General features: G+C 55.0%; 16 protein-coding genes. 8 read left to right on the plus strand and 8 right to left on the minus strand.

The features are described 5' to 3' along the window. Positions 1–160: 160 nt before the first annotated feature. Genes bioD through ABF979_RS04360 form a run of 5 tightly spaced genes read right to left on the minus strand, consistent with a single transcriptional unit; the run spans position 161 to position 4,724 of the window. The gene (gene bioD / locus ABF979_RS04340; protein WP_415558032.1) at positions 161–811 is read right to left on the minus strand and encodes a dethiobiotin synthase; all 651 of its coding nucleotides are present in this window, start codon (positions 809–811) and stop codon (positions 161–163) included. Then, on the minus strand, positions 808–1,578 hold the full coding sequence (locus tag ABF979_RS04345; protein WP_415558034.1) for a methyltransferase domain-containing protein: 771 nt from the start codon (positions 1,576–1,578) through the stop codon (positions 808–810). The genes bioD and ABF979_RS04345 overlap by 4 nt, the downstream gene beginning before the upstream one ends. Beyond that, on the minus strand, positions 1,571–2,197 hold the full coding sequence (locus ABF979_RS04350; RefSeq protein WP_202207127.1) for a biotin synthase: 627 nt from the start codon (positions 2,195–2,197) through the stop codon (positions 1,571–1,573). The genes ABF979_RS04345 and ABF979_RS04350 overlap by 8 nt, the downstream gene beginning before the upstream one ends. Beyond that, positions 2,194–3,375: an aminotransferase class I/II-fold pyridoxal phosphate-dependent enzyme gene (locus ABF979_RS04355; protein ID WP_415558036.1), complete on the minus strand. Its 1,182-nt coding sequence runs from the start codon at positions 3,373–3,375 to the stop codon at positions 2,194–2,196. Before ABF979_RS04355 ends, ABF979_RS04350 begins: the two co-directional genes overlap by 4 nt. After that, positions 3,372–4,724, minus strand: a complete 1,353-nt coding sequence (locus tag ABF979_RS04360) for an adenosylmethionine--8-amino-7-oxononanoate transaminase (protein WP_415558122.1) — start codon at positions 4,722–4,724, stop codon at positions 3,372–3,374. The genes ABF979_RS04355 and ABF979_RS04360 overlap by 4 nt, the downstream gene beginning before the upstream one ends. 126 nt (positions 4,725–4,850) lie before the next feature. Here ABF979_RS04360 and ABF979_RS04365 point away from each other — a divergent pair, with 126 nt between their 5' ends. Further along, on the plus strand, positions 4,851–5,054 hold the full coding sequence (locus ABF979_RS04365; RefSeq protein WP_046900711.1) for a hypothetical protein: 204 nt from the start codon (positions 4,851–4,853) through the stop codon (positions 5,052–5,054). A 6-nt stretch (positions 5,055–5,060) separates the two neighbouring features. Here the strand turns inward: ABF979_RS04365 and ABF979_RS04370 are convergent, their stop codons facing one another. Next, on the minus strand, positions 5,061–6,515 hold the full coding sequence (locus tag ABF979_RS04370) for a protein adenylyltransferase SelO (protein ID WP_415558038.1): 1,455 nt from the start codon (positions 6,513–6,515) through the stop codon (positions 5,061–5,063). A gap of 343 nt (positions 6,516–6,858) precedes the next feature. Here ABF979_RS04370 and ABF979_RS04375 point away from each other — a divergent pair, with 343 nt between their 5' ends. The 6 genes from ABF979_RS04375 (at position 6,859) to ABF979_RS04400 (ending at position 17,816) form a co-directional block, all read left to right on the plus strand. Then, entirely contained in the window at positions 6,859–9,081 is a 2,223-nt protein-coding gene (locus ABF979_RS04375; protein ID WP_371822700.1) for a peptidase domain-containing ABC transporter, read from the plus strand. A 3-nt stretch (positions 9,082–9,084) separates the two neighbouring features. Then, a complete protein-coding gene (locus tag ABF979_RS04380) occupies positions 9,085–10,548 on the plus strand; it encodes an HlyD family type I secretion periplasmic adaptor subunit (protein ID WP_215750052.1) in 1,464 nt (487 codons plus the stop codon). A gap of 63 nt (positions 10,549–10,611) precedes the next feature. Next, positions 10,612–12,384, plus strand: coding sequence for a tetratricopeptide repeat protein (locus ABF979_RS04385; protein WP_415558041.1), 1,773 nt, complete (start codon positions 10,612–10,614; stop codon positions 12,382–12,384). A 6-nt stretch (positions 12,385–12,390) separates the two neighbouring features. Continuing rightward, the gene (locus ABF979_RS04390; protein WP_415558042.1) at positions 12,391–15,345 is read left to right on the plus strand and encodes a glycosyltransferase; all 2,955 of its coding nucleotides are present in this window, start codon (positions 12,391–12,393) and stop codon (positions 15,343–15,345) included. Between the two features lie 169 nt (positions 15,346–15,514). After that, complete coding sequence (locus tag ABF979_RS04395) at positions 15,515–16,438, plus strand: hypothetical protein (RefSeq protein WP_415558044.1); 924 nt, start codon at positions 15,515–15,517, stop codon at positions 16,436–16,438. A 142-nt stretch (positions 16,439–16,580) separates the two neighbouring features. Further along, entirely contained in the window at positions 16,581–17,816 is a 1,236-nt protein-coding gene (locus tag ABF979_RS04400; protein WP_415558046.1) for a glycosyltransferase family 4 protein, read from the plus strand. A 16-nt stretch (positions 17,817–17,832) separates the two neighbouring features. Here ABF979_RS04400 and ABF979_RS04405 read toward each other — a convergent pair whose 3' ends face one another. After that, a complete protein-coding gene (locus tag ABF979_RS04405; RefSeq protein ID WP_215768645.1) occupies positions 17,833–18,969 on the minus strand; it encodes a hypothetical protein in 1,137 nt (378 codons plus the stop codon). Positions 18,970–19,187: 218 nt separating this feature from the next. On the opposite strand from ABF979_RS04405, the gene ABF979_RS04410 reads away from it, so the two are divergent. Beyond that, positions 19,188–19,598 carry a hypothetical protein gene (locus ABF979_RS04410; protein ID WP_415558048.1) on the plus strand — a complete coding sequence of 137 codons (411 nt, stop codon included), beginning with the start codon at positions 19,188–19,190 and terminating at the stop codon, positions 19,596–19,598. A 45-nt stretch (positions 19,599–19,643) separates the two neighbouring features. Here the strand turns inward: ABF979_RS04410 and ABF979_RS04415 are convergent, their stop codons facing one another. Beyond that, a complete protein-coding gene (locus ABF979_RS04415) occupies positions 19,644–20,870 on the minus strand; it encodes a hypothetical protein (protein WP_415558050.1) in 1,227 nt (408 codons plus the stop codon). Between the last annotated feature and the right edge of the window lie 104 nt (positions 20,871–20,974).

Genomic DNA, 20,974 nt, shown 5'->3' on the forward strand with positions numbered 1-20,974 from the left:
CAACAGTCCCAGTTGTATGCCTCCCCCTGAAATCAGAGGGCGGTCTTTGATCAAGCGATACGCCGGATGCACTTCGTTGCGAAGAGACGTTCTATGATTACGCAGCTATTTCACAAGGGTCGGATGTGTTCTTTTCATGGCACATCCCAAAAAGAACACATCATTGTGAATTCTGTTGCTGCAAGACACAAAGCGGCGGTACACGGCCAGAAATTTCAGAAACGACGGTTTCATTTATGCTCTCTAGACGTGGAACGCTGAAAAGGATCCGAACGTTCCCGAAATGAGCAATGTCGCGTGCATTTCCTGGATTTTCAGGCCCGCTGAGGACGACCCCCAGAACAGGAATACCTCTGCGACGAAGCGCTTCGAGATTCAGGAGCGTATGGTTGATGGTTCCCAGCCCGCTGCGCGCAACAAGAACGACGGGAAGATCCAGTCGCTGCATGAGATCAATCATCATCATGTCGCTTCGGACAGGCACCATCAGGCCGCCCGCACCCTCAACGACAAGGGGCGCTTTGACGGCGGGAAGAACAAGACGTCCGGGATTGATTGTAACATTTTCCAGCGCCGCCGCTGCGTAGGGTGCGAGAGGGGCCTGAAGCGCATATGCCGGAGGAATAATCCGATCAGGCGGAAGGGCGGCCAGAGTTTTGACGGTAGAGGTATCGCCTGCTTCGTCAGAAAGGCCCGTTTGAAGGGGCTTCCAGTACGTCGCAGTCCAGGCTTTCGTCAGGATTGCACTGACAAGCGTCTTGCCGATTTCGGTGTCCGTCCCGGTGACGAACACACCGCGAAAGCTGTTCATGGCATATCCTTCCTGAAAATTCCGATCCCCAAGACGTAGGTGACGCTGGTGTGCTCTTTGTCAAAACAGGACATGGCGCGCCTGAGTGCGTGTATTCCCGCAGGAGTGCTTCCTTTGCCAGGGAGAGACGCGCCGATCTGCTGCAATCTGCGGAGGAATGTTCTGGCGTTTGGGACCGGATCTTGCATGTTTGCGGTATGCCATTGGCCGTGCCCTCCAGAGGGCCATTCCTGCTGAAGCATGGTTGCGCTGGGATAGAATGGGACGCCGCACGGGGTGTCTGTCTTCTGGCAAGTCGAGCGCCACTCTTTCAGGCTCCCTTCAAGGAGCGTTGCAATCATCAGAGTGCCACCTGGCGCCAGTAAGCGGCAAAGACGTTCGAGCCCCTTGCTGCGGTTTTCAAACCATTGGAAGCACAGGCTCGATGCGATCAGGTCAAATGGTCCCGTCGCATCCGGGCGCTCTCCATCCATGACCTCGAAGGCGATGTTCTTCTGCCCGTGAAGGCGCGATCTGGCGCGTGCGAGCATAGTCGGCGCAAGATCGGTGGCGAGAATGGCGCTGTTAGGAAAGCTTCTGGAGAGATGCTCTGTGAGGAAACCCGTGCCACACCCGAATTCGAGAATATGGGCAGGCTGAGTCTCGGTCAGGTCAGCGACAATTCGCTCGGCCAGAAAAGCGGCGCAGCGGCGTTGGATATCTGCCGCAGCGTCATAGTCCTCCGCCTCATCAAACCGGGTGACGATCTGGCGTTTGCGCTCATCCATGCTGTTCGACCTGACGCAGCACAAAATCAGCACAGAGTTCAGGCTGTTCGAGAGGCAGAAGATGGCCGCCTTCAACCCTTTTACCCGGAACACTGAAACCTGCCTGGGCAGGAGGGAACGGATCTGACAGTCCTGTCATCCAGTGAAGCTGGTTCCCCCAGCGGGTCGCTGCATTGCGTTCATCGTTCTGAATCAGATGTTCCAGACCCTGATTCAGAACGGCCGTCACGGGATCTGACGGAATAGGTTTGTCCGTTCCGCATCTCTGGCGGAAATCGTTCAGGACCGTTTTAGGGGAGCGTTGCAGCTGGCGCTTCATTCTTTCCAGAACGCGAAGGGGCACGCCTTCCGGAAAATCGTTGCTCTCAGAAAACCGTCCAAACCCATTGAACATGATGACCCCCAGGCATCCGGGAAGATCCTGTCCCAACAGGTCCAGTGTTCCTGCGGAATGGCCGATCGCCAGATAAGGTTGCTCCGGTTTAGGGGCTGCGTAATGGCATCCGAAATATCCCTTATCCACGACGGACGCTTTGAGGCTGGGAAGGTGCTGAAGCATTGGGTCCCAGAAAGACGCGTCAAATCCCCAGCCATGAACGAGATAAAGGGAGACGGTCATGGCGTGTGCTCACATGCCAGCCGGACAACGGCCTCGCCTAACTGGGTAATCTGTGAATCTGTCAGTCCAGCGCGAAGGGCCAGACGCAAGCGTGCCGTTCCCTGAGGCACGGTTGGTGGGCGAATGGCTACGGTGAGGAAACCTTCGTTTTCCAATGCTCTGGCAACATCAAGCGCTCGCTGGGATTCACCGATCAGGACCGGCACAATCTGCGTGGACGACTCTGCTGTCGAAAGACCAGCCGCGTTCAAAACCGTTCGAAGGTGTCCTGCATGACCCAGCAGTGTCTGCCGTTCACGGTCCATCGTCGGAATAATGTCCAGTGCGGCATCAATGGCCCCCAGGACGGCGGGCGGAAGGGCCGTACTATAGATAAAGCCTGAAGCGTGATTGAGCAGATAGTCACAGAGAGGCCTGGAGCCCGCGATATAAGCCCCCATTCCCCCAAGGGCTTTGCTGCATGTGCCCATTGTCAGGTCAGCCAAACCGCCGGAAAGCCCATGCCCATGGGCTCCAAGAACGCCCGTGGCATGGGCCTCATCAACATACAGGAACGCATCGTAGTGATCGGCCAGAGCGCGCAGGGCGGGAATGTCTGCACGGTCCCCATCCATGGAAAACACGCTCTCTGTTACGATCATCCGCAAGCCAGGCTTGGTGGCTTCCCGTTTGAGCAGTGTCTCTAGATGCGCAAGATCATTGTGGCGAAAACGATGCTGTCGGACGCCCGCTGCTGCGCATCCGTGATGGAGGCTGGCATGGTTCAGCCGGTCGGAAAAAACCAGCATCGGATGACCGGTCCGAGCGGTCGAGAGGGCACACAGGGCAGGGACCACCGAGGCATTGGCTTGCCAGCCGGATGCAAAAAGCAGCGCGGCCTCGTATCCTTTGAATCGCGCCATCTTCTGCTCGACAGCCTGATGGATTTCCAGCGTTCCACTTACAAGGCGGGATGCCCGTGCCCCCGTTCCAAAACGCAAAGCCCAGTCAGAGGCACGTTCTGTGAGCAGTGGGTGGTTGGCAAGGCCCAGATAATCATTTGAGGACACATCAATCATGCGATGGCTGTCTCGCAGGATGGTCTGTCCGTCCCGAGTGACCGGACGCAGTGTGCGCCGTGTTCCCGCAGTTTCGCGGTCGTGAAGAGCGGACGTAAAGTGGGCGTCAAACAGGCTCATGCGTTGTTCCGGAGAACAGTGACAATGCTGGCTGTCAGAAGAGACAGATCTTCCTCGCTAATCGTGAACGCTGGCGTCAGATACACAATGTTCCGGAATGGGCGGATCCATGTCCCTTGGTTCACGAACGCGCGGCGGAGGACGTCAGGGTCCGCAATGTTTTCCAGTTCCACCACGCCGATTGCACCCAGCGCGCGAACATCTTTCACGCCGGGAAGTCCGCGACATGGTTCCAACTCCCGTTGGAGTTGAGCTGAGATGCGAGCAACCTGTTCCAGTCTGGGTTCCTGTTCGAACAGATCCAGTGACGCATTCGCCACGGCGCAGGCCAGTGGGTTGGCCATGAATGTTGGCCCGTGCATGAGAGCCTTGCCAGCTTCCGTGGAGAGAAATGCTTCGAAAACACCTCGTCTAGCCACGGTTGCAGCCAGAGCCATCGTCCCGCCGGTCAGGGCCTTGGAGAGAGCGATGATATCGGGGACGATCTCAGCCTGTTCACAGGCGAACATTGTTCCGGTTCGGCCAAAACCGGTAAAAATTTCATCCAGAATGAGCAGAATGCCGTATCGGTCACAAATTCTGCGAAGGCGCTGCAGAACGTCTGGACTATGGAACAGCATTCCGCCTGCCCCCTGAACCAGCGGCTCCGTGACGATAGCGGCTACTGTATGCCCTTCAGCGTCCAGCAGGGCTTCAAGTCTGGCCATGCTGTCATCATCAACTGGAAGATCCGCAAGGGTCTGGCGGGGAAGAACGCCCGCGAAAAGGCTGTGCATGCCCTCTTCCGGGTCGCAGATGGACATCATGCCCAGTGTGTCCCCGTGATAGCCGCCCCGGAACGACAGCATCTTTGTCCGGCCATGCGTGCCACGGTTGATGTGATACTGAACTGCCATCTTGACGGCGACTTCCATCGCCACTGAGCCAGAATCTGTAAAAAACGTGCGTTCAAGGTCGCCGGGCAGAAGTTCAGCCAGACGTGCTGCTAGACGCCGGGCCGGTTCGTGAACCATTCCTCCGAACATCACATGAGGCATGTCGCTGGCCTGCCGAACCAGTGCCTGCTGAATGTGGGGGTGGCTATAGCCATGGCAGGCGGTCCACCAGGCGGCGACTCCGTCCACGAGTTCGCGCCCGTCTGACAGCGCAATCCGGCTTCCGGACGTGCGGATGGCTTCCACAGGAAAAGGAGCCGTCTGCATCTGGGTGTAGGGCAGCCAGAGATGGGGAAGGTCGGCAGCGGACCGGTTCGCCCCGGCGGATGATGATTTGCAGGACATGCCAGCGTTTTCCCGCATGGCTGGAGGCAAGTCCATACCCCCGGTCATGATGCTGTCACAGGTTATCATAAAAAGGTCACGCTCTAACGGGAAACGATCTGGCATGAACCCCGTTATTGCAGCGCCCTGGCTGGTGTCAGTGGCGTGGAAAGATAGGTTCTTCCTGGGGCGGAAGGGCAACTGAGGTCAAGACTGATGCTGAATTCCAAGGTTATTCATGTGAATGGTGTGTTTCTAGGCACGGCCATCATGAATCGTGGGATGGATACTCTCCGGTTCTACGCAACGCATGAAAGTGTACGCGCACTCCATAACACCTGCATGCCGGATCTTCTGGCTCTGTACTGTCAGGTCAGACGCCTGTTCAACAACAGTCGCCTGACCTTTCAGCCAGCCTGAAACTTTTCAGGTTCCACAGAACGTATTGCGGACATGTTCGTTCGAGGCTGGTGGCAGATCGAGCCCGTCATCGGCGTCCTCGAACGGGCGAGCGAGAGCCGCGGAGAACTGGTGGAAGAGGGTATAATCCCCTGTTAATGCGGCTTTGATGGCTGCTTCAATCCGGTGATTACGGGGAATAATGCGAGGATTGCTCGCCTGCATGAGCGCAAAACGCGCGTCAGCCGTTTGATCTTCCGTATCCAGTCTTTCTTTCCAGCTTTGTAGCCACGAAGTGGCAGCTTCCCTGTCTTTGAACTGAGACAGAAAACCTGTGGCGTCGTCTGTGCGGGCCACGGTATTCAGGTGTCGGAACGTGAGCGTAAAGTCCGCCTCGTCACGATGCATCATGGTTAAAAGACGGGAGATAAGGGTCGTATCCGTCCGACCTTCCGAAAACAGGCCGAGCTTTCGACGCCATCCGGAAAGATAAGTCTCCCCGAAAATGCTATCGAAACGGCTCAGCGTGTCTGTCGCAAGGCTGACCGCCTGATCAGTATCGGCATCAATGCATGGCAAAAGTGCTTCTGCCAGGCGACCTAAATTCCAGAGCGCCATATCCGGCTGTTGTCCGTAGGCATACCGGCCATTCTGATCAATGAAGCTGAAGACTTTTCCGGGGTCGTAGCTATCAAGGAAAGCGCAGGGGCCAAAGTCGATCGTTTCTCCCGCAATGGACATGTTGTCGGTGTTCATGACGCCATGAATAAATCCGACCAGCATCCATTGGGCAATCAGTCGAGCTTGGCGGTCAACGACGGCATTTAAAAGTGCCAAGGCCCGGTTTGGGCTGTCTGCTAACTCAGGATAGAGCCGTTCAATGACATGATCTACGAGGAGCGTCAGGCCCTCCCGATCCTGGCGTGCAGCGAAGAACTGGAATGTCCCGACCCTGACGTGCGTAGAGGCGACCCGTGCAATTACGCCCCCCGGCATAAGCGTCTCTCGAACGACGTTCTCACCTGTCGTGAGGGCTGCAAGCGCACGTGTTGTGGGAATGCCGAGTGCGGCCATGGCCTCGCTGACCAGGTACTCCCGTAGCACAGGTCCTAAAGCCGCATGGCCGTCTCCCCGGCGGGAAAATGGCGTAGGGCCTGATCCCTTGAGGTGCAGATCCCACACTTTGCCCTGTCTGTCCGTCAGTTCTCCGACCAGCATTGCGCGGCCGTCCCCGAGCGAAGGAACAAAATGCCCGAATTGATGCCCGGCATAGGCCATAGCGATGGGTGCCGCTCCGTCAGGGCGCTGTCCCTGGCTGAGGAAAGCAAGGCCTTCTTTTTGGCGAAGCCAGTGACTGTCCAATCCCAGACGTGCTGCGAGCGGTTCGTTCAGAGCAACCAGTTGTGGATTGCGGAAAGGGCGGGGGGCCAATGCGCTGGAAAAGCGCTCGGGCAGAGAGGCATAGTGCCGGGAGATCTGCATGCAAGGTCCTTGTGTGCCCGTGGGACAGAGCTTCGAGAGATAGGTTCCCCGCCCGAAAAATAAAAGAAATCAAGAAATTTTCTGGTCACTTATTTCTTTGCAATATGCGCCCAACGGACGCGGAGAAGTCTGGTTATAACAATTCCACGTCCAGTTGTTGGCTTTATCTTTATGGAAACCCGAGCAGATTCGGTCGTGGGCTGACTGTATTTTGTAAAGATTTTTTCCTCGCGAAGAGAAGGGGGAGGTGACGGAAAAGATAGTATTCTCTATTCATGAAGTATGAACGGGCATTTCTGCCTTTGATGCCGCCTGTGCGGGACCACAGCATAGAGGACGTTTCGTGGATCAAACCCAGCGCGTGTCTGGCCCCGGAAGGGACGTAAGCCCGGCAGTCATCCGACTATATGCCGCTTTGGCTGCAGCCCGGTTTCATGGGCTTGAGCTCGATATCCGAGATTTTGCTGCGGAGCCAGGAGAGGATTCTCCTTCCCCTGCATCTCTTGCGCGCTGGTTGAATGAGCAGGGAGCTGTTGCCAAGGGAATGCGCTTGAAATGGCGCTACCTGGTTCGGCTGCAGAACACCCCTCCTGTGGTTCTGATGTTCAAGGATGGCTCGGCCGGCCTCATGGTCGCGACGAACCCTGAAAAGGGCGTTGTCTGGCTCCGTGATCCGATGGGAGGGGATGGCGACACGCCGATCCCGGTAGATGAACTCCGTCTGTCGCAGGTCTGGACGGGTGACGTGCTTCTTGTGAAGCGTCGTCGTGATGAATCTGAGTCTGATGCGCGGTTTGATCTTCTCTGGTTTGCCAAAATGGCAATGCGCGAGAAGAAGATCCTCCGGGATATCGCTTTTGCCTCTATGGTGCTCAGTATTCTACAGATCTTCCCAGCCCTGATCGTCATGCAGGTTCTGGATCGGGTCGTAAATTATCATTCCATGGCGACGCTGGTATCGTTGTCGTCGTTTGTGCTGATCCTGACTTTCTATGAAGTACTTCTGACATACGCTCGGCGTGAACTGTCACTGGTTCTGTCGTCGCGGCTGGATGCAAGGATTTCGCTGCATGCATTCAATCGGCTGCTTGCACTCCCGCTGGAATTTTATGAGCGGGAACAGACCGGTGAAATCCTCGGGCGTTTTGTCGCGATTTTCAAAGTCCGTGACTTCCTGACTGGTCAGTTGATGTCCACTATGCTGGACCTCTTCACGCTCCTCGTGATCCTGCCAGTTCTCTTTCTGCTCAGTTCTACCCTGGCCTGGATGACGCTGGCTGCTGCCGGGTGTATCGGCCTGATTGTGGTTATGTTCCTCCCGGCTGTTACCCGCGTCATGGGACGGCAGATCCGTGCGGAAATGAGCCGTGGATCGACGCTGTATGAAACCATTGCTGGCATCCGGACTGTCAAAACACTGGCTCTTGAGGCAACTCGCCGTGAGGAATGGGACCAGAAAACTGCTGAAGTCGTGCGCTGGAAGCTTGCAGCCGGACGGATGTCAAACTGGCCTCAGACTCTCGTTATGCCGTTTGATGCGTTTATCAATCGTGGCGTGATCCTTGTGGGTGCCTATCTTGTGCTCACCAATGCAAGTCACATGCAGGCCGGTGCTCTGGCCGGCTTCATGATGTTGGGTGGACGTGTCGCGGCACCATTGGTGGGGCTGGCAAAGTTGATGGAGTCCATCAACGAAGTGACCGTGTCTCTCGGGGAAGCTGGTGCAGTTCTGAACCAGCCGACAGAAACCAAAGCCCTGACAACGGGCATGCGGCCTCGCATCAAGGGCGCTCTATCCTTCATGGGTGTTAATTTTTCTTATCCTGGTTCGACTACCAAAGCCTTGGACGATGTGTCGTTCGAAATTCCTGCGGGAACGATGCTCGGATTGGTCGGACGTTCTGGCTCTGGTAAATCGACAGTTACCCGTCTCTTGCAAGGTGTGAGCCGTAATTACACCGGGTATTTACGCTTGGACGGTGTTGATCTTCGTGAAATCAACCTGACTCATCTGCGTCGTTCTTTCGGTGTGGTTCTACAGGATAACTTCCTCTTCCGCGGAACAATCCGCGAAAATATCACAGCGGGCCGTCCTGGACTGACGATTGATGATGTCGTCCGGGCTGCACGTCTGGCTGGTGCTGAAGAGTTTATCGAAAGAATGCCAGCCGGGTATGATACCTGGATCGAAGAGGGCTCGACCAATATTTCCGGTGGTCAGCGCCAGAGACTAGCAATTGCCCGTGCTGTTATCAGTGATCCAAAACTGATGATTCTGGATGAAGCAACCTCTGCACTTGATCCAGAATCTGAAGCATTGGTGAATGCTAATCTGGAGCGCATTGGTAAAGGCCGGACAATGGTGATCGTCTCTCACCGTCTGTCGTCTCTGGTCAACTGTCATCAGATTGCTGTGATGGACAGGGGCAAGTTGATGGATATTGCGCCGCATCATGTTCTTCTGGAACGCTGTGAAATCTATCGCACCCTCTGGATGCAGCAGAACCGTCATATGAATGCGTCTGCCGCTGCCAGTGATGCAGACCAACTGGCCGAAGGAGAATAAGACATGAGCTCCTCCGACATTATTCCAAATAACGATCAGTCTCCTGAGGACAATGGAAGTGAGAGCTTCACCAGCCATGTCCCGCGGACAGCGACAGATCCATTCGCTCCGCAAGGCATACCCATTGCGCTGTTGGAGTTTCATTCTCCAACTGCCGGTCTGGTTAATCTGCCGGCAACAGCCTCTGCACGCTATACGATCTGGTTGATTGGCGGTCTTTTCCTGGCATGTCTGGCAGGAATGGCATTTTTCCCGCTTAATCGGATTGTGAGCACCACTGGTCGGCTGGTCTCTACGGAACCGACAATCGTTGTTCAGCCGCTGGAAACTTCCATCGTTCGGTCTATCGATGTTCAGGTCGGCGATTATGTGAAAAAGGGTCAGGTGCTTGCGCATCTGGATCCGACCATCACGAAAGCCGACATCACCAATATGGCTCTGCAGCGTGATTCCTATCAGGCTGAGCGTGATCGTCTGAAGGCAGAGGCAGATGATCAGGATTATCATCCTGACACATCAAATCCTGCATCGGTTCAGCAGGGGGCAGCTTTCCTGCGTCGTCGTAGTGAATATCGCGCTCGTATTCAGAACTATGATCAGCAGATTGCCGGCTTGCAGAGTGACATGCAGGGGTATCGCGCGAATGCGGCCATGTATGCGAGCAAGATGCGGGTGGCTGATGAAGTCCTGAAGATGCGCCAGCATGAGCAGGCAGATCAGGTTGGATCACGTCTCTCCACGCTGGCCGCACAGAATGACATGATGGAAGCGGAGCGGGCTGAAATCTCTGCACAGCAGAGTGCCAATTCCGCTGAGAACAAGCTTGCCGCCATGAAAGCGGAGCGCGAAAGTTTTATCGAAAACTGGAAAGCGCAGGTCTACACAAACCTGACCGAGACCCAGCATCATCTCGATGAATACAGTAGTTCTTACGAGAAAGCGCGTCTGCGGCAGGATCTGATATTGCTTAAGGCTCCGGAAGATGGAGTTGTGCTTACGATTGCAAAGGCGTCCGTTGGGTCTGTGCTTCAGTCGGCTAATCAGTTCATGACCCTCGTGCCGACGGGTTATGGGGTCGAAATGGAATCCGTCATGCGGGCGGCTGATGCAGCCTTTGTGAAGGTCGGTGATCATGCCCTCGTAAAGTTCGCAGCATTTCCTTTCACGCAGTATGGCGGTGCTGAAGCAACGGTGCGCGTTATCAGTGCAGATTCTTTCGATAAATCTGATGCCGCCGGCGGCGGGGGTGGTGACGCCAGTGGGGCTGCCGGTTCTGCAAGTGAAGGCGTCTTTTATCGCGTCCGTCTTCGGATCGACCGTTACACGTTGCATGGGCAGCCGAGTTTCTTCCATCCAGCACCAGGTGTCCCGACGACAGCGGATATTGACGTCGGAAAACGGACAGTCCTGCAATACTTCTTCAGTCGGATAACGCCGACCCTGACAGAAGGCATGAGAGAGCCGTAAGGCCGAGAAAACGCCCGGCCAGTCTGGGCGTTTTACATTTTTGCCGTACCTGAGTTGAGCAACATGACATTCAAGCGCCGCATTACGTCTCTCCTCTCTTCCAAAGGAAAGCTGGAGCAGGCGATCCATTTGATGGAGACGGGAGAAACCGTTCGTGGTTTCGCTCTGTTGAGCCGTATGGCGGCTCAAGGTGATATGGAGGCGTCCTTTCGCGTCGGGCGTGCCTATCTGGACGGAGCTGGCGTTCCACCCAGCCTGGAAGAAGGTGCTCGCTGGATTCTGAGTGCCGCGGAAGCAGGTCATGTCGAAGCGACCTTTGTGCTGGCTACGCTTTATACGGTTGGCCTTCCTGAAGGGTTCGAAATCCGGGCACAAAAAGCAGGACTTGATCTTTCTGCCCGTCCCGTATCTGGAAAAAGGCATCCAGATTTTCATCAGGGCCGTCATTGGGCACAGGTCGCCGCAGATGCGGGCTCGGCAGATGCTCAGGCCCTGTTGGGCTATATTCTAACAAACGGTCCAGAAGACCTGCGTGATCTTCCTCGGGCTCGTGCCTTGTATGAACAATCTGCCGCCGCCGGGTGCTCTCAGGGGCATCTGGGTCTGGCATTGGCAATTTTGCATTCAGCAGAGACGGAGGATGCCCGGAAAATTGCTGCATCCCATTTAAAGGAGGCAACCAAGGGTGGCCTCGGGACGGCATTCGATATTCTTGGTCGTATGAGTGAGGCCGGTGCTGGTGTTCCTCATGATATGGGAGCAGCAGCCCGCTATTATCGTCAGGCGGCCGAGCGGAACATCGTCGGAGCGCAAGCACGGTATGGCCTGTTCCTGTTAGAGGGTGTCGGTGTTGAGCAGCATTATGGTCGTGCTGAAACCTGGCTACGGCGTGCAGCCCTGAATGGGGATGCAGAGTCTGCTGCGCTCTTGGGCGACCTATATGCCAAAGGTGGCGAATTACCGCCGAATCTCATGGAAGCGGCGACCTGGTATCGGTTGGCCGCCGAGCAGAAACATGGCGGTGCTGCACGTGCGCTTGGACTGCTCTACCTAACCGGAAACGGCGTTCACCGGGACCCGGATGTGGCGACGCACTGGTTTCGCGTGGCTTCGGAATCCGGTGACCATCATGCCGATGCTGATTTCGGCAATCTGATTCTGACAGGCGCTGCCGCGACGGATGACCAGAAGCAGGCTCTGAAAGAGCGTTTTGAGCGCGCTGCGGAGAAAGGCGACTTGGTTGGCGCTTTCAATCTGGGTGTCTGCTTTGCTGAAGGTGTTGGCGATACGCAGGACGCTGCAGAAGCTGCCCGTTGGATGCAGAAAGCCACCGATGGAGTCGTCAATGCGCAGTTCTGGTACGGCCGGATGCTGTTGGAAGGGCGCGGCGTTCAACCTGACCCGACCCAGGCGATGCATTGGATGGAAAAAGCTGCCGATGCGGGCATGGCTGAAGCTCAGGTGGCGGTTGCGCAGCTTCTGGTGACGGGGCAGATCAACGGTCGGCGCGATCACGTACGGGCTCTGAACCTCTATGAGGCAGCGGCAGACAGCGGAAATACGGATGCGATGTTCTCACTGGCTGCAATGTATGGCGGTGGGCATGATGTTGAAGAAAATCGGGCAGATGCACAGAAATGGTTTCGAAAGGCTGCTCAGCGGGGTAACGGCCTGGCTCAACTCATGCTGGGCCGATATCTTGTGCGTGGACTTGCTGGCGTAACGGATCTGGTTGAGGGACGGAGCTGGCTGGAGCGTGCCAAAGCCCAGGGCATTCAGGATGCCGAAGCCGAACTCATCAATCTTGATGATGCCCGCGCTGATGAGGACGACTGATTTCACGTGTCTTCTGACAAAGAGCGCCCAGACCTGACCGGTACGACCTCCCGTGCGGCATTCGGGGGGTATGGTCACGAGGTTACGGACGAAGAACGGGCCGAATGGCGGGACGTCATGAATGCCCGGGCGCAGAATGCCTTCCGGCGTGGTCAGGAAGCGATGCAAACTGGTCGTTTGCAGGACGGTCTTTTCTGGCTGGAGCGGGCCGAGCGTATGGCGCGCCAGAGCCCAAACGTTACATGGGCTGTGGCGCTCGCTTACCTGAAGGTGGGCCGAATTGCCGAATGTCTGGTCCGCATGGAGCAGCTTTATAATGTGTTCAGGCTGCGAGAGGCGGCTTTTCTATCCGTTGTCTGTTTGGCCAGGCAAAATCGAACAGAAGAAGCCGCCATTCGCTTGGGAAAGACCCTCTCGTGCTTTCATATTCTGCCTGAGCTTCAGGAACTCGCGACAAATCTTGCAAAGCAGACGGGATTGGCAGGCTGGTGCACGGCCTCCAATGGTGGGTGGGTGGATGTTCAGACGTCCGGCATTTTTCGTATTCTGCTAGATGGGATTGAGGTTGGGCGGGGCGTCAGTGGGCGCTATTTCCTGCCTGTTGGGTGGCCAAAAGCTTGTCGTCTGGAGGTGCGTTCCGGGCGGAAGCATATTCTTGGCAGCCCGATCAACATTCAGGCTTTGACGCGTTGTGAATCGCTTGTGCAGGCAACGGCGAATGGGCTTGAAGGGTGGCTCTGGTATCCTGCGGAGCCAGATCATGTGCCGTCCATCAGGCTGGGGGGCGGAGACGTCCTTCAGGTTCCGGCCTTGGCAACGAACGTGGATAGTGACGTTCCCCTTTCAAGGCCTCGCGTCTTTGCCATCCCGAAAAATGAGCTACCAACCGAGGGGAACGGTCTTCTGATGGTGACGGATGACCATGGGAGGCCTTTGTCTGGCGCGCCGATTGATCCGCTGATCGGGAAACTACTGGCAGGCGATGGCACTCTTCCGTCTCGTTTGCGCCCCGTTCCAGTTATGCCGTGGAAACACCGTCCTGCCGATGATCGTGTGAGTCCCGGATGTGCGATTGTTATTCCGGTTTATCGCGATAAAGCAGGGACGCTGGCCTGTCTGCAGAGCGTATTGAAAACCGTACCTGCAGATGTCGCTGTCATTGTAGTGGATGACGCTACACCTGAGCCGGCCTTGGCTGCGGCGTTGGATAACCTTGCGGCAAAAAATCAGATCACTCTTCTCCGTCACGAACGTAATCTTGGATTTCCTACGTCTGCGAATGACGGAATGCGGCAGGCTGGTGGTCGGGATGTTATTCTTCTGAACAGCGACACTCTCGTATTCTCGGGATGGGTTGAGCGCTTGCGCGCTCGTATGAATACAACGGATGTTGGGACACTGACGCCTTTTTCAAACGACGCCAGTATTCTGTCCTATCCGGCGGTGGATCAGGTGAACGACGTACCCAGCCGGGCTGAAGCCAGAGAGTTGGATCGTCTGTGTCTGCGTCAGTTTTCAGGGATGGCTGCAAAGAGTGATCTCCCGACGGGGAATGGCTTTTGCATGGCCATCACGGCGCACTGTCTGGCTGAGACAGGCTTTTTTCGAGAAGACCTGTTTGGGCAGGGCTATGGAGAAGAAAACGACTTTTGCCTACGGGCTTCCGCTCTGGGCTTTCGGCATTTTCCGGCACCCGATGTCTATGTTGCCCATGTAGGGTCCGTGTCGTTCGGAAGCAGCCGGAAGGCGCTGATGGCGCGGAACCTGGATATCCTGAACGCTCTGCATCCAGGATACGATGTTGCAGTTGCTGCTTTTTTGAAATCCGACCCACTTTTAGAACTCAGGCGGGCGCTTGATGTGGATCGTCTGCAACGCCAACGCGGCAGTAGGCCCTCGATTTTGCTTGTCCAACATGATGCTGGCGGCGGTGTAGGGCGTGCCGTTCATCACAGAGCTGCCGAATTTGAGCGGCAGGGGCTGTTACCCCTCGGGTTACGCCCGACGGCTCAAGGATGCTTGTTGGAGTACCTGCCGGGTGGAAAGACGCTCTTTCCCAATCTCACGTTCAAGCTTCCGGAAGAGTTACCATTCCTTGTGGATGTCTTGTCTCAGCTTAGTGTGCAGAAAGTGGAGTGGCACCACCTTGTGGGGCATGCGCCCTGCATTCGGACGCTGCATCACATGCTCAACGTCCCATATGACATCTTCATTCATGATCATATCTGGTTTTGTCCCCGTATTTCGCTTCTGAATGGGGATGGCCGATATTGTGGGGAGCCTGAGGTCGTAGGATGTGAGGCTTGTATTGACCGGTGGGGGGGATATCTGGGGGAAAGCATTACAGTTCCCGAACTGATCGAGCGCTCTGAGCAGGAATTTCGTGAGGCGGAGCAGTTGCTGGTCCCGTCACGGGATACCGCGCAGCGCATGTCACGCCATTTTCCTGATATGTTTTTTTGCGTCACGCCTCTGGAAGACGATGCTCGTCTGCTGACCAACCTGCCTGACAAGGCAATGATTGTGCCGGGACGGCCATTGCGAATCTGTATTGTCGGTGGGCTGAGCCAATGGAAAGGCTATGACGTTCTGCTGGCAATGGCTCATCATGTTTCAACCATGCCGGTTCAGATTGAGCTTATACTTGTCGGGCACACGCCAGATGATGATGCTTTAATTGCTGCCGGCGTTAAAGTTACAGGAGAATATCGGGAAGATGAGGCTGTGGGCCTTGTTCGGGAACAATATGCCGACATAGGGTTTATTCCTTCCGTAGCGCCTGAAACCTGGTGTTATGCGCTGGGATTGTTATGGAAAAGCGGCCTGCCCGTTGTGTGTTTCGATATTGGTGCCCAGTCGGAGCGTGTGCGACGGAGTGGACGGGGAGGTGTCGTACCTCTCGGTATGCCCGTTGGATTAATCTTGGCTTTTATTTTGCGTTGCTGGCGTGAGGGAAGTTGAGATGAACGGGTTTACGCTTCGACTGGAAAGAGTAAAATATAGAGCAGGAACAAAGCAGAGCATTCTTTCTGCAGACAGTTCATAGACTGGGCTCCAGTCACGGAGTGTCTGGTGTAGCGCGAACCTGAAGATTTTTTCTCCCGGCAGACGGGAACAAGTGGAGTAGGGAATGTCAAAGACGGCTGAAGCACCAACGCAAAATCGGGTCATTGACCTTAAGGCTGGTGCTCACATGATGGTGCTGGATGCAGGTATTTTCTGTATCTTTCATGCCGCCGGGCAACCTGCACCAGGTCCCGCTGGTTTGCCAGGCGTCCGTATTTCCCGCGCGCCTGGAACGCCGCCGGGTATCGTGACAGTCAGCACCTTTGAGGAAGATGGTTGGATCGGCGCATCCAGTGGTGCCGCTCTGGTCCGGGTGACGCGCGGCCCAGCAGCTGTTCTGGTCACGACATATCAGGAACCGAACAGCCAGGCTGAAGCTCCAAAAATTCAGGTGGCGCAACTTGCTGGTCCGACGACAGCAGTTCCTGCTGCTGTTGCCCCCGCGCAGTCTGCCGCTCCTGCACCCGAGGCCACCGGTGGGGTAGCCGAGATTTCGGCTCATGTTCAGCGCCGTGGTGATGTCGCCGCTCCGATCGGAGAATGGATGGGCACGCCGGGAAGTCAGGCATGGATCGAAGGTTTTGCCATCGCTCCGAAAAACAGCATCCCGACTTCGGATATCGAATATCAGGCCGTGCTCGGAAAGGGCTGGCTTTCCCCTTGGTCTGAAGGTGGCCAGTATTGCGGCTCCCGTGGCATGGCGCTGCCCATTCTTGGGCTTCGGGTGCGTCTGAAGGGTGAATCCGCGCAGACCCATCACGTGCGTCTCTCTTCCACTTTTACAGATGGAACACGTGTGGGGCCGGTAGATGGCACGGATGCGCTTGAAGCAGACAGTCTCGCGCCGCTAGAGGCATTTCTGCTTGAAATCATTCCCAATGATGCCGCGGAGGTCGCTCCGACAAAGGCGCGTACCAAGGCCGCTCCGAGCAAGGCTGCTAAAACAACAAAAACGCCTGCGAAGCGTAAGGCGAGCTCTGCAGTTTGAATTTCATGAAGGCGGACTACTCTTCAATGTAGGCCGCCTTTAGTGATCCTTGGAAATGACAAGGGTCGATTAATTAAGATGCCTGAGATCCGGCGTATCTGGATTTTCGGGATCAGAGACTCTTCAACAGCCAGGACTTGGTGTGCGCTACCTTTTTGTTCATCAGAACTTTCCTGGCCAGTTTCTGCATTTCGTCCGTCATCTGCATGAGCAGGGAGGGCATGAGATTGTTTTCATTTCCGAGGCCAATGCAGGTGAGGTTCCTGGGGTAAGGCGCGTCATTTATCGGGTGCCTCGCCTCCCATCCTCATCTACTCATCCCCATCTCCGAGAGTTCGAATACGGAATTCTGCGCGCAGAAGCTGTCGCGACAGCCGCTAAGACTCTCAAGCAGCTAGGATATGAGCCTGACATCATTATCGGGCATCATGGCTGGGGCGAACTGCTCAATCTTGGGGATGTCTTTCCGAAATGTCCGGTGCTGGGATATTTCGAATTTTTCTATCATACAGATCGTAATGATGTCGGGTTCGACCCCGAATTTCCATCCAGTTCGGACCTCGCCGCTGCGGTTCGGATCAAGAATGCGATCAATCTGCAGGCTCTTTCCCTGACGAATGGCTATGGTCAGACGCCTACGGAATTCCAGAGATCAACTTATCCCGTCTGGGCTCAGGAAAAAATTTCGCTTCTTCGTGAAGGTGTAAATCTCGATCTTTGCAAGCCGGAGCCGCAGGCTCGCAAGCGCAATCTTCTCATTAATGGCGTCAAGATCAGCCCGAAGGACGCTCTTATTACGTATGTTGCGCGTAATCTGGAACCGTATCGTGGCTTTCATTCCGCAATGCGTGCCCTCCCACGCATTCTTGCGGAACGAAAGGACGCCCATATCATCATGGTGGGCGGAGATCAGGTCAGCTACGGCGCCCCTCCACCAGGGCGGGGTAGCTGGCGTGATATTATGCTCAAGGAGCTTGAAGGCCAGCTTGACCTAAGCCGCGTCCATTTTGTGGGTAAGGTTGCGTATGATGACTTCCGTGCGTTGCTGAAGCGTTCAGATGCTCATCTCTATCTGACGTATCCTTTTGTTGCCTCGTGGTCCCTGCGAGAAGCCATGGCAACGGGATGCCCTATTATTGGCAGTGATACGGCACCTGTAAGTGAATTCATTACAGATGGCCTGACCGGTCGGCTGGTGCCGTTTCTTGAGCCCGATCGTATTGCGGATGTTGTTCTGGAATTGTTGGAAGACCGCAAACAGGCGCGACGTCTGGGCCAGGATGCCCGTCGCTATGCTGAAGCTGAGTTGTGTCTACAGGGTTATCTGAAGCGCTATGACGCTCTGGTGCAGGAGATCGTCAGCGGGCATCACCGCTGACGATAAAGCCAGTTTCTTACTGACTGTGCCAGGATGCGTTACCCTTGTAATGCACTTCATACTCTTCAACGAAGTCATTGAAACGAGCTTGGTCATCTATCCGAAGCACGGGAAGCTGTGCCTTGAGTTCCAGGCTCTGGAAGAGCGCCCGGCTCACGGCACGGTTCAGAACGCCTGGGCCGGTCTTGAAGGCAATGTAGAGGCCGGGATGACGAAACATGTTGGCCCAAGCCGTCATCAGGGCATTGGCAATGACTGGATGCGAGGCAGTCGCTCCAAAAAAATCATTGTGAAGGACGTAGTTGTCAGTGGTGAATAGCTGGCAGGTCGTTGGAATGGTGGCGAGGGCATTCCATTCTTCATCAGACTTGATGCGCAGGTCGGCATCAATCCACCAGCCGCCTTTTGCCAAAATGACGTGCAAGCGCAAAAGATCAGCGCCTTCTGCCGGATGACGGACCTGCTGGAAAAGGTCGGATGCTTCTTTTCCATAGTGGTCGTACAACCACTTGGTCGCTGTTTCCCGTGTGAAGATCGTAAAGCGATCTCCCAGCATGTTCTGATGGTATTCAATATTCTCGCTGATCTCTACGGGCGGGTTCGCGTCCCAGTACATGTAGAGGTGGTGGGGTATTTCAGGCTGCGATTTTGGAAAGCCATCTTCACCGAAAGAGCGGATCCAGCGGAGAGCGATTTCAAGATAGAGTCGGTCAATCTCTTCGCCTGAGTGAAACTCCTCGAAGCAGTTTCCGATCAGTTTCAGGCTCTCATCGAAATTACTTTCACGCCATGCAGCCCGAATTCCGCGGATATAGTTTGCTTGCGGAAACGAATATTTCTCTAATTCAAGTATTTCTTCTTCTGGTAGCGACTCACTAGCCTTGAGGAGGCATAGAAGACGAACTTGTAATAGTGATTGTGGTAAGGGATATTCTGTTTGGCTCTTGCCATGCAAATCCAAGGCACGTCTATAGAAAAATGAGGCTTCTTTAACGTTGCTATGGATATGGAGAATATTTGCGATGGCAAATGAATGCTCTACCGTATCAGCGCCATGTTTCTCGAAATATGCGAGAGCTTGTCCGTCACCTGCGAGGGTCGCCGCTGTGATGGACGGAGCATTGTCGGATTCATGGTCAATATTCTCAGTCATCAATACCACTTGCGCAAATGTGTGAGCTAATCCGTAGCTTTGTCTCTTTGCAGATAGGACTACTCTGAAGCCAGGTGCAATAGGATCTTCAAGCTGATTATCTCTAAGAGGTGCAACTCACATTTCCTGTGATCTTCAGGCATGCTATTTTCCAAACCCAATAAAATGGCGGCAATCCTCCGAAATGATAGATTCGGAGGCAGCAGGGAGAAAATTTTATGTCTGGCGAAATGCTTCCTGGCCTTGCGGTCTTGGTTGAGGGCTGGGTCATCAAGAAAGATGCAACGCTGGCTCCTCAGCGCATGACCAGCGACGATATTCAAGATCTGGCCAAGGCGACCGTCGAAACCTTGAAAGAGCGTGCTCTGGGCGATGTGGAAAATGGCTGGGGCAGCTTGCAGGCATTAACGAGCGGTTGGGTTGTGCAGCGCGAGCGCGGCAAAGTACCAACTCCGCTGGGAAAAGAAGATTTTCGGAAATTTGTGATGCTGGCGCTTGAGGGAATGGCTCAGCAGTTTTCAGGCGCGTCTGTTTTGAGCGATGAGGTCGATGAAGTGTCTATTGAAGATGAAGCACCATCTCAGGACGCTTTTCGTTTTGCCAGAGAGCATCTCCAGCGCTGCCTGTGAAGGAAATCTGGCCCCTAAAGAAGAGCTTTCGGGGCCAGTAAGCTCTTAGGCTGTGTACCAGGAAGGCAACTGGGTTTTGTAAGGTGTATCGAATTCTTCAATTATGTCGTTGAAGACATGGTGGTCAAAGATTTCGATGGATTTTGCAGGTGTCCGGCCCTGGAGGGAGCGATGGGCAATACGGTTCAATGCACGGTTGAAGATGCCTGGACCCGTTTTGTAGGCAATGAAGAGCCCTTGGTGCAGATAGCAGTTTCGATACAGGGACAGCAGGCAGTCCGTCAGTACGTCGCTGTTAGCAACCGATCCGAAGAAGTCATTATGAACGACTTGGTTATGTGTGAGGAAGAAGGCTGAACCTTCCTTGCGCTCTGCCATGAACTGGAGGGCTGCATCGCTCTTGACGCGAATGTCGGCATCCAGCCACCAGCCCCCAAGGAGCTGGATGACGTGGACCCGCAGAAAATCAGCAGCTTCAGCGGGGTGTCGGGCACTCAGGAACAGTGTGCGGGCTTCAATCCCGTAATTATCGTAAAGCCACTCAGCAGCTTCTTCCTTATCGAAGGTTTTGACTTCAAAGCTGGAGATCGCTTTGTGATAGTCAAAATTCTTCTGGATTTCTGCTGGCGGATTTTTATCCCAATAGAGAAACATCTTCCGTGGAATACGATTATAGATATCGTCGCCCTGCGGAGTTGCTGAAAATACAGAGGGGGAGGCTCTAAGCGCGATTTCCAATGCGACAGAATCAACTTCTTCGCCCGTATGGAATTCGTCGTAAGCATTACCCATAATGTTCAGGGCATCACGTGGTGGCGTTCCACGCCAGGCGTGGGATGTCCCATCAATATAGTTTGCAAACGGGATGTTCAGGCTGCGCAGCTCAGCGAGTTCATGTTGCGGAATGGGCTGGCCTGCCTTGAGCAGACAAAGAAGCCGGACCTGCAAAAGTGACTGTGCCAGAGGATACTGCGTCGGAGATTTCGAATGCAATTCAAACGCACGGCCGTAGTATGTTGCTGCTTCAGCTACGCTGCGATTGGTGTGCAAGATATTGGCAAGCGCAAAAGCATGTTCAACAGTGTCTGCGCCATGCTGTGCGAGATATGCGGCAGCCTGAGGGTCCGGTAGTTCTGGTGAAGCGGGCACTGGTGGCGCTGCGGGTTCTTCGGCGGCATTAGAAGATGGCGTATCTTCTTCTCTCAAGGCTTCCCACTCGGACAGATCCCAAGCCGCGCTATCTTGGTGTGTCGTTTGATCTTCGGAAGTCATGCCTGTTGTCCCGCTTCAGGAAAGTCGTGATCAAGGCTCACCTCAGACGGCGCCTTTTGTGCCTTTATTGGTAATCGCGATATTGTTGAGGGGCAAGTGCCACA

The sequence above is a fragment of the Gluconobacter sp. genome, from assembly GCF_047723935.1.
Classification (GTDB): domain Bacteria; phylum Pseudomonadota; class Alphaproteobacteria; order Acetobacterales; family Acetobacteraceae; genus Gluconobacter.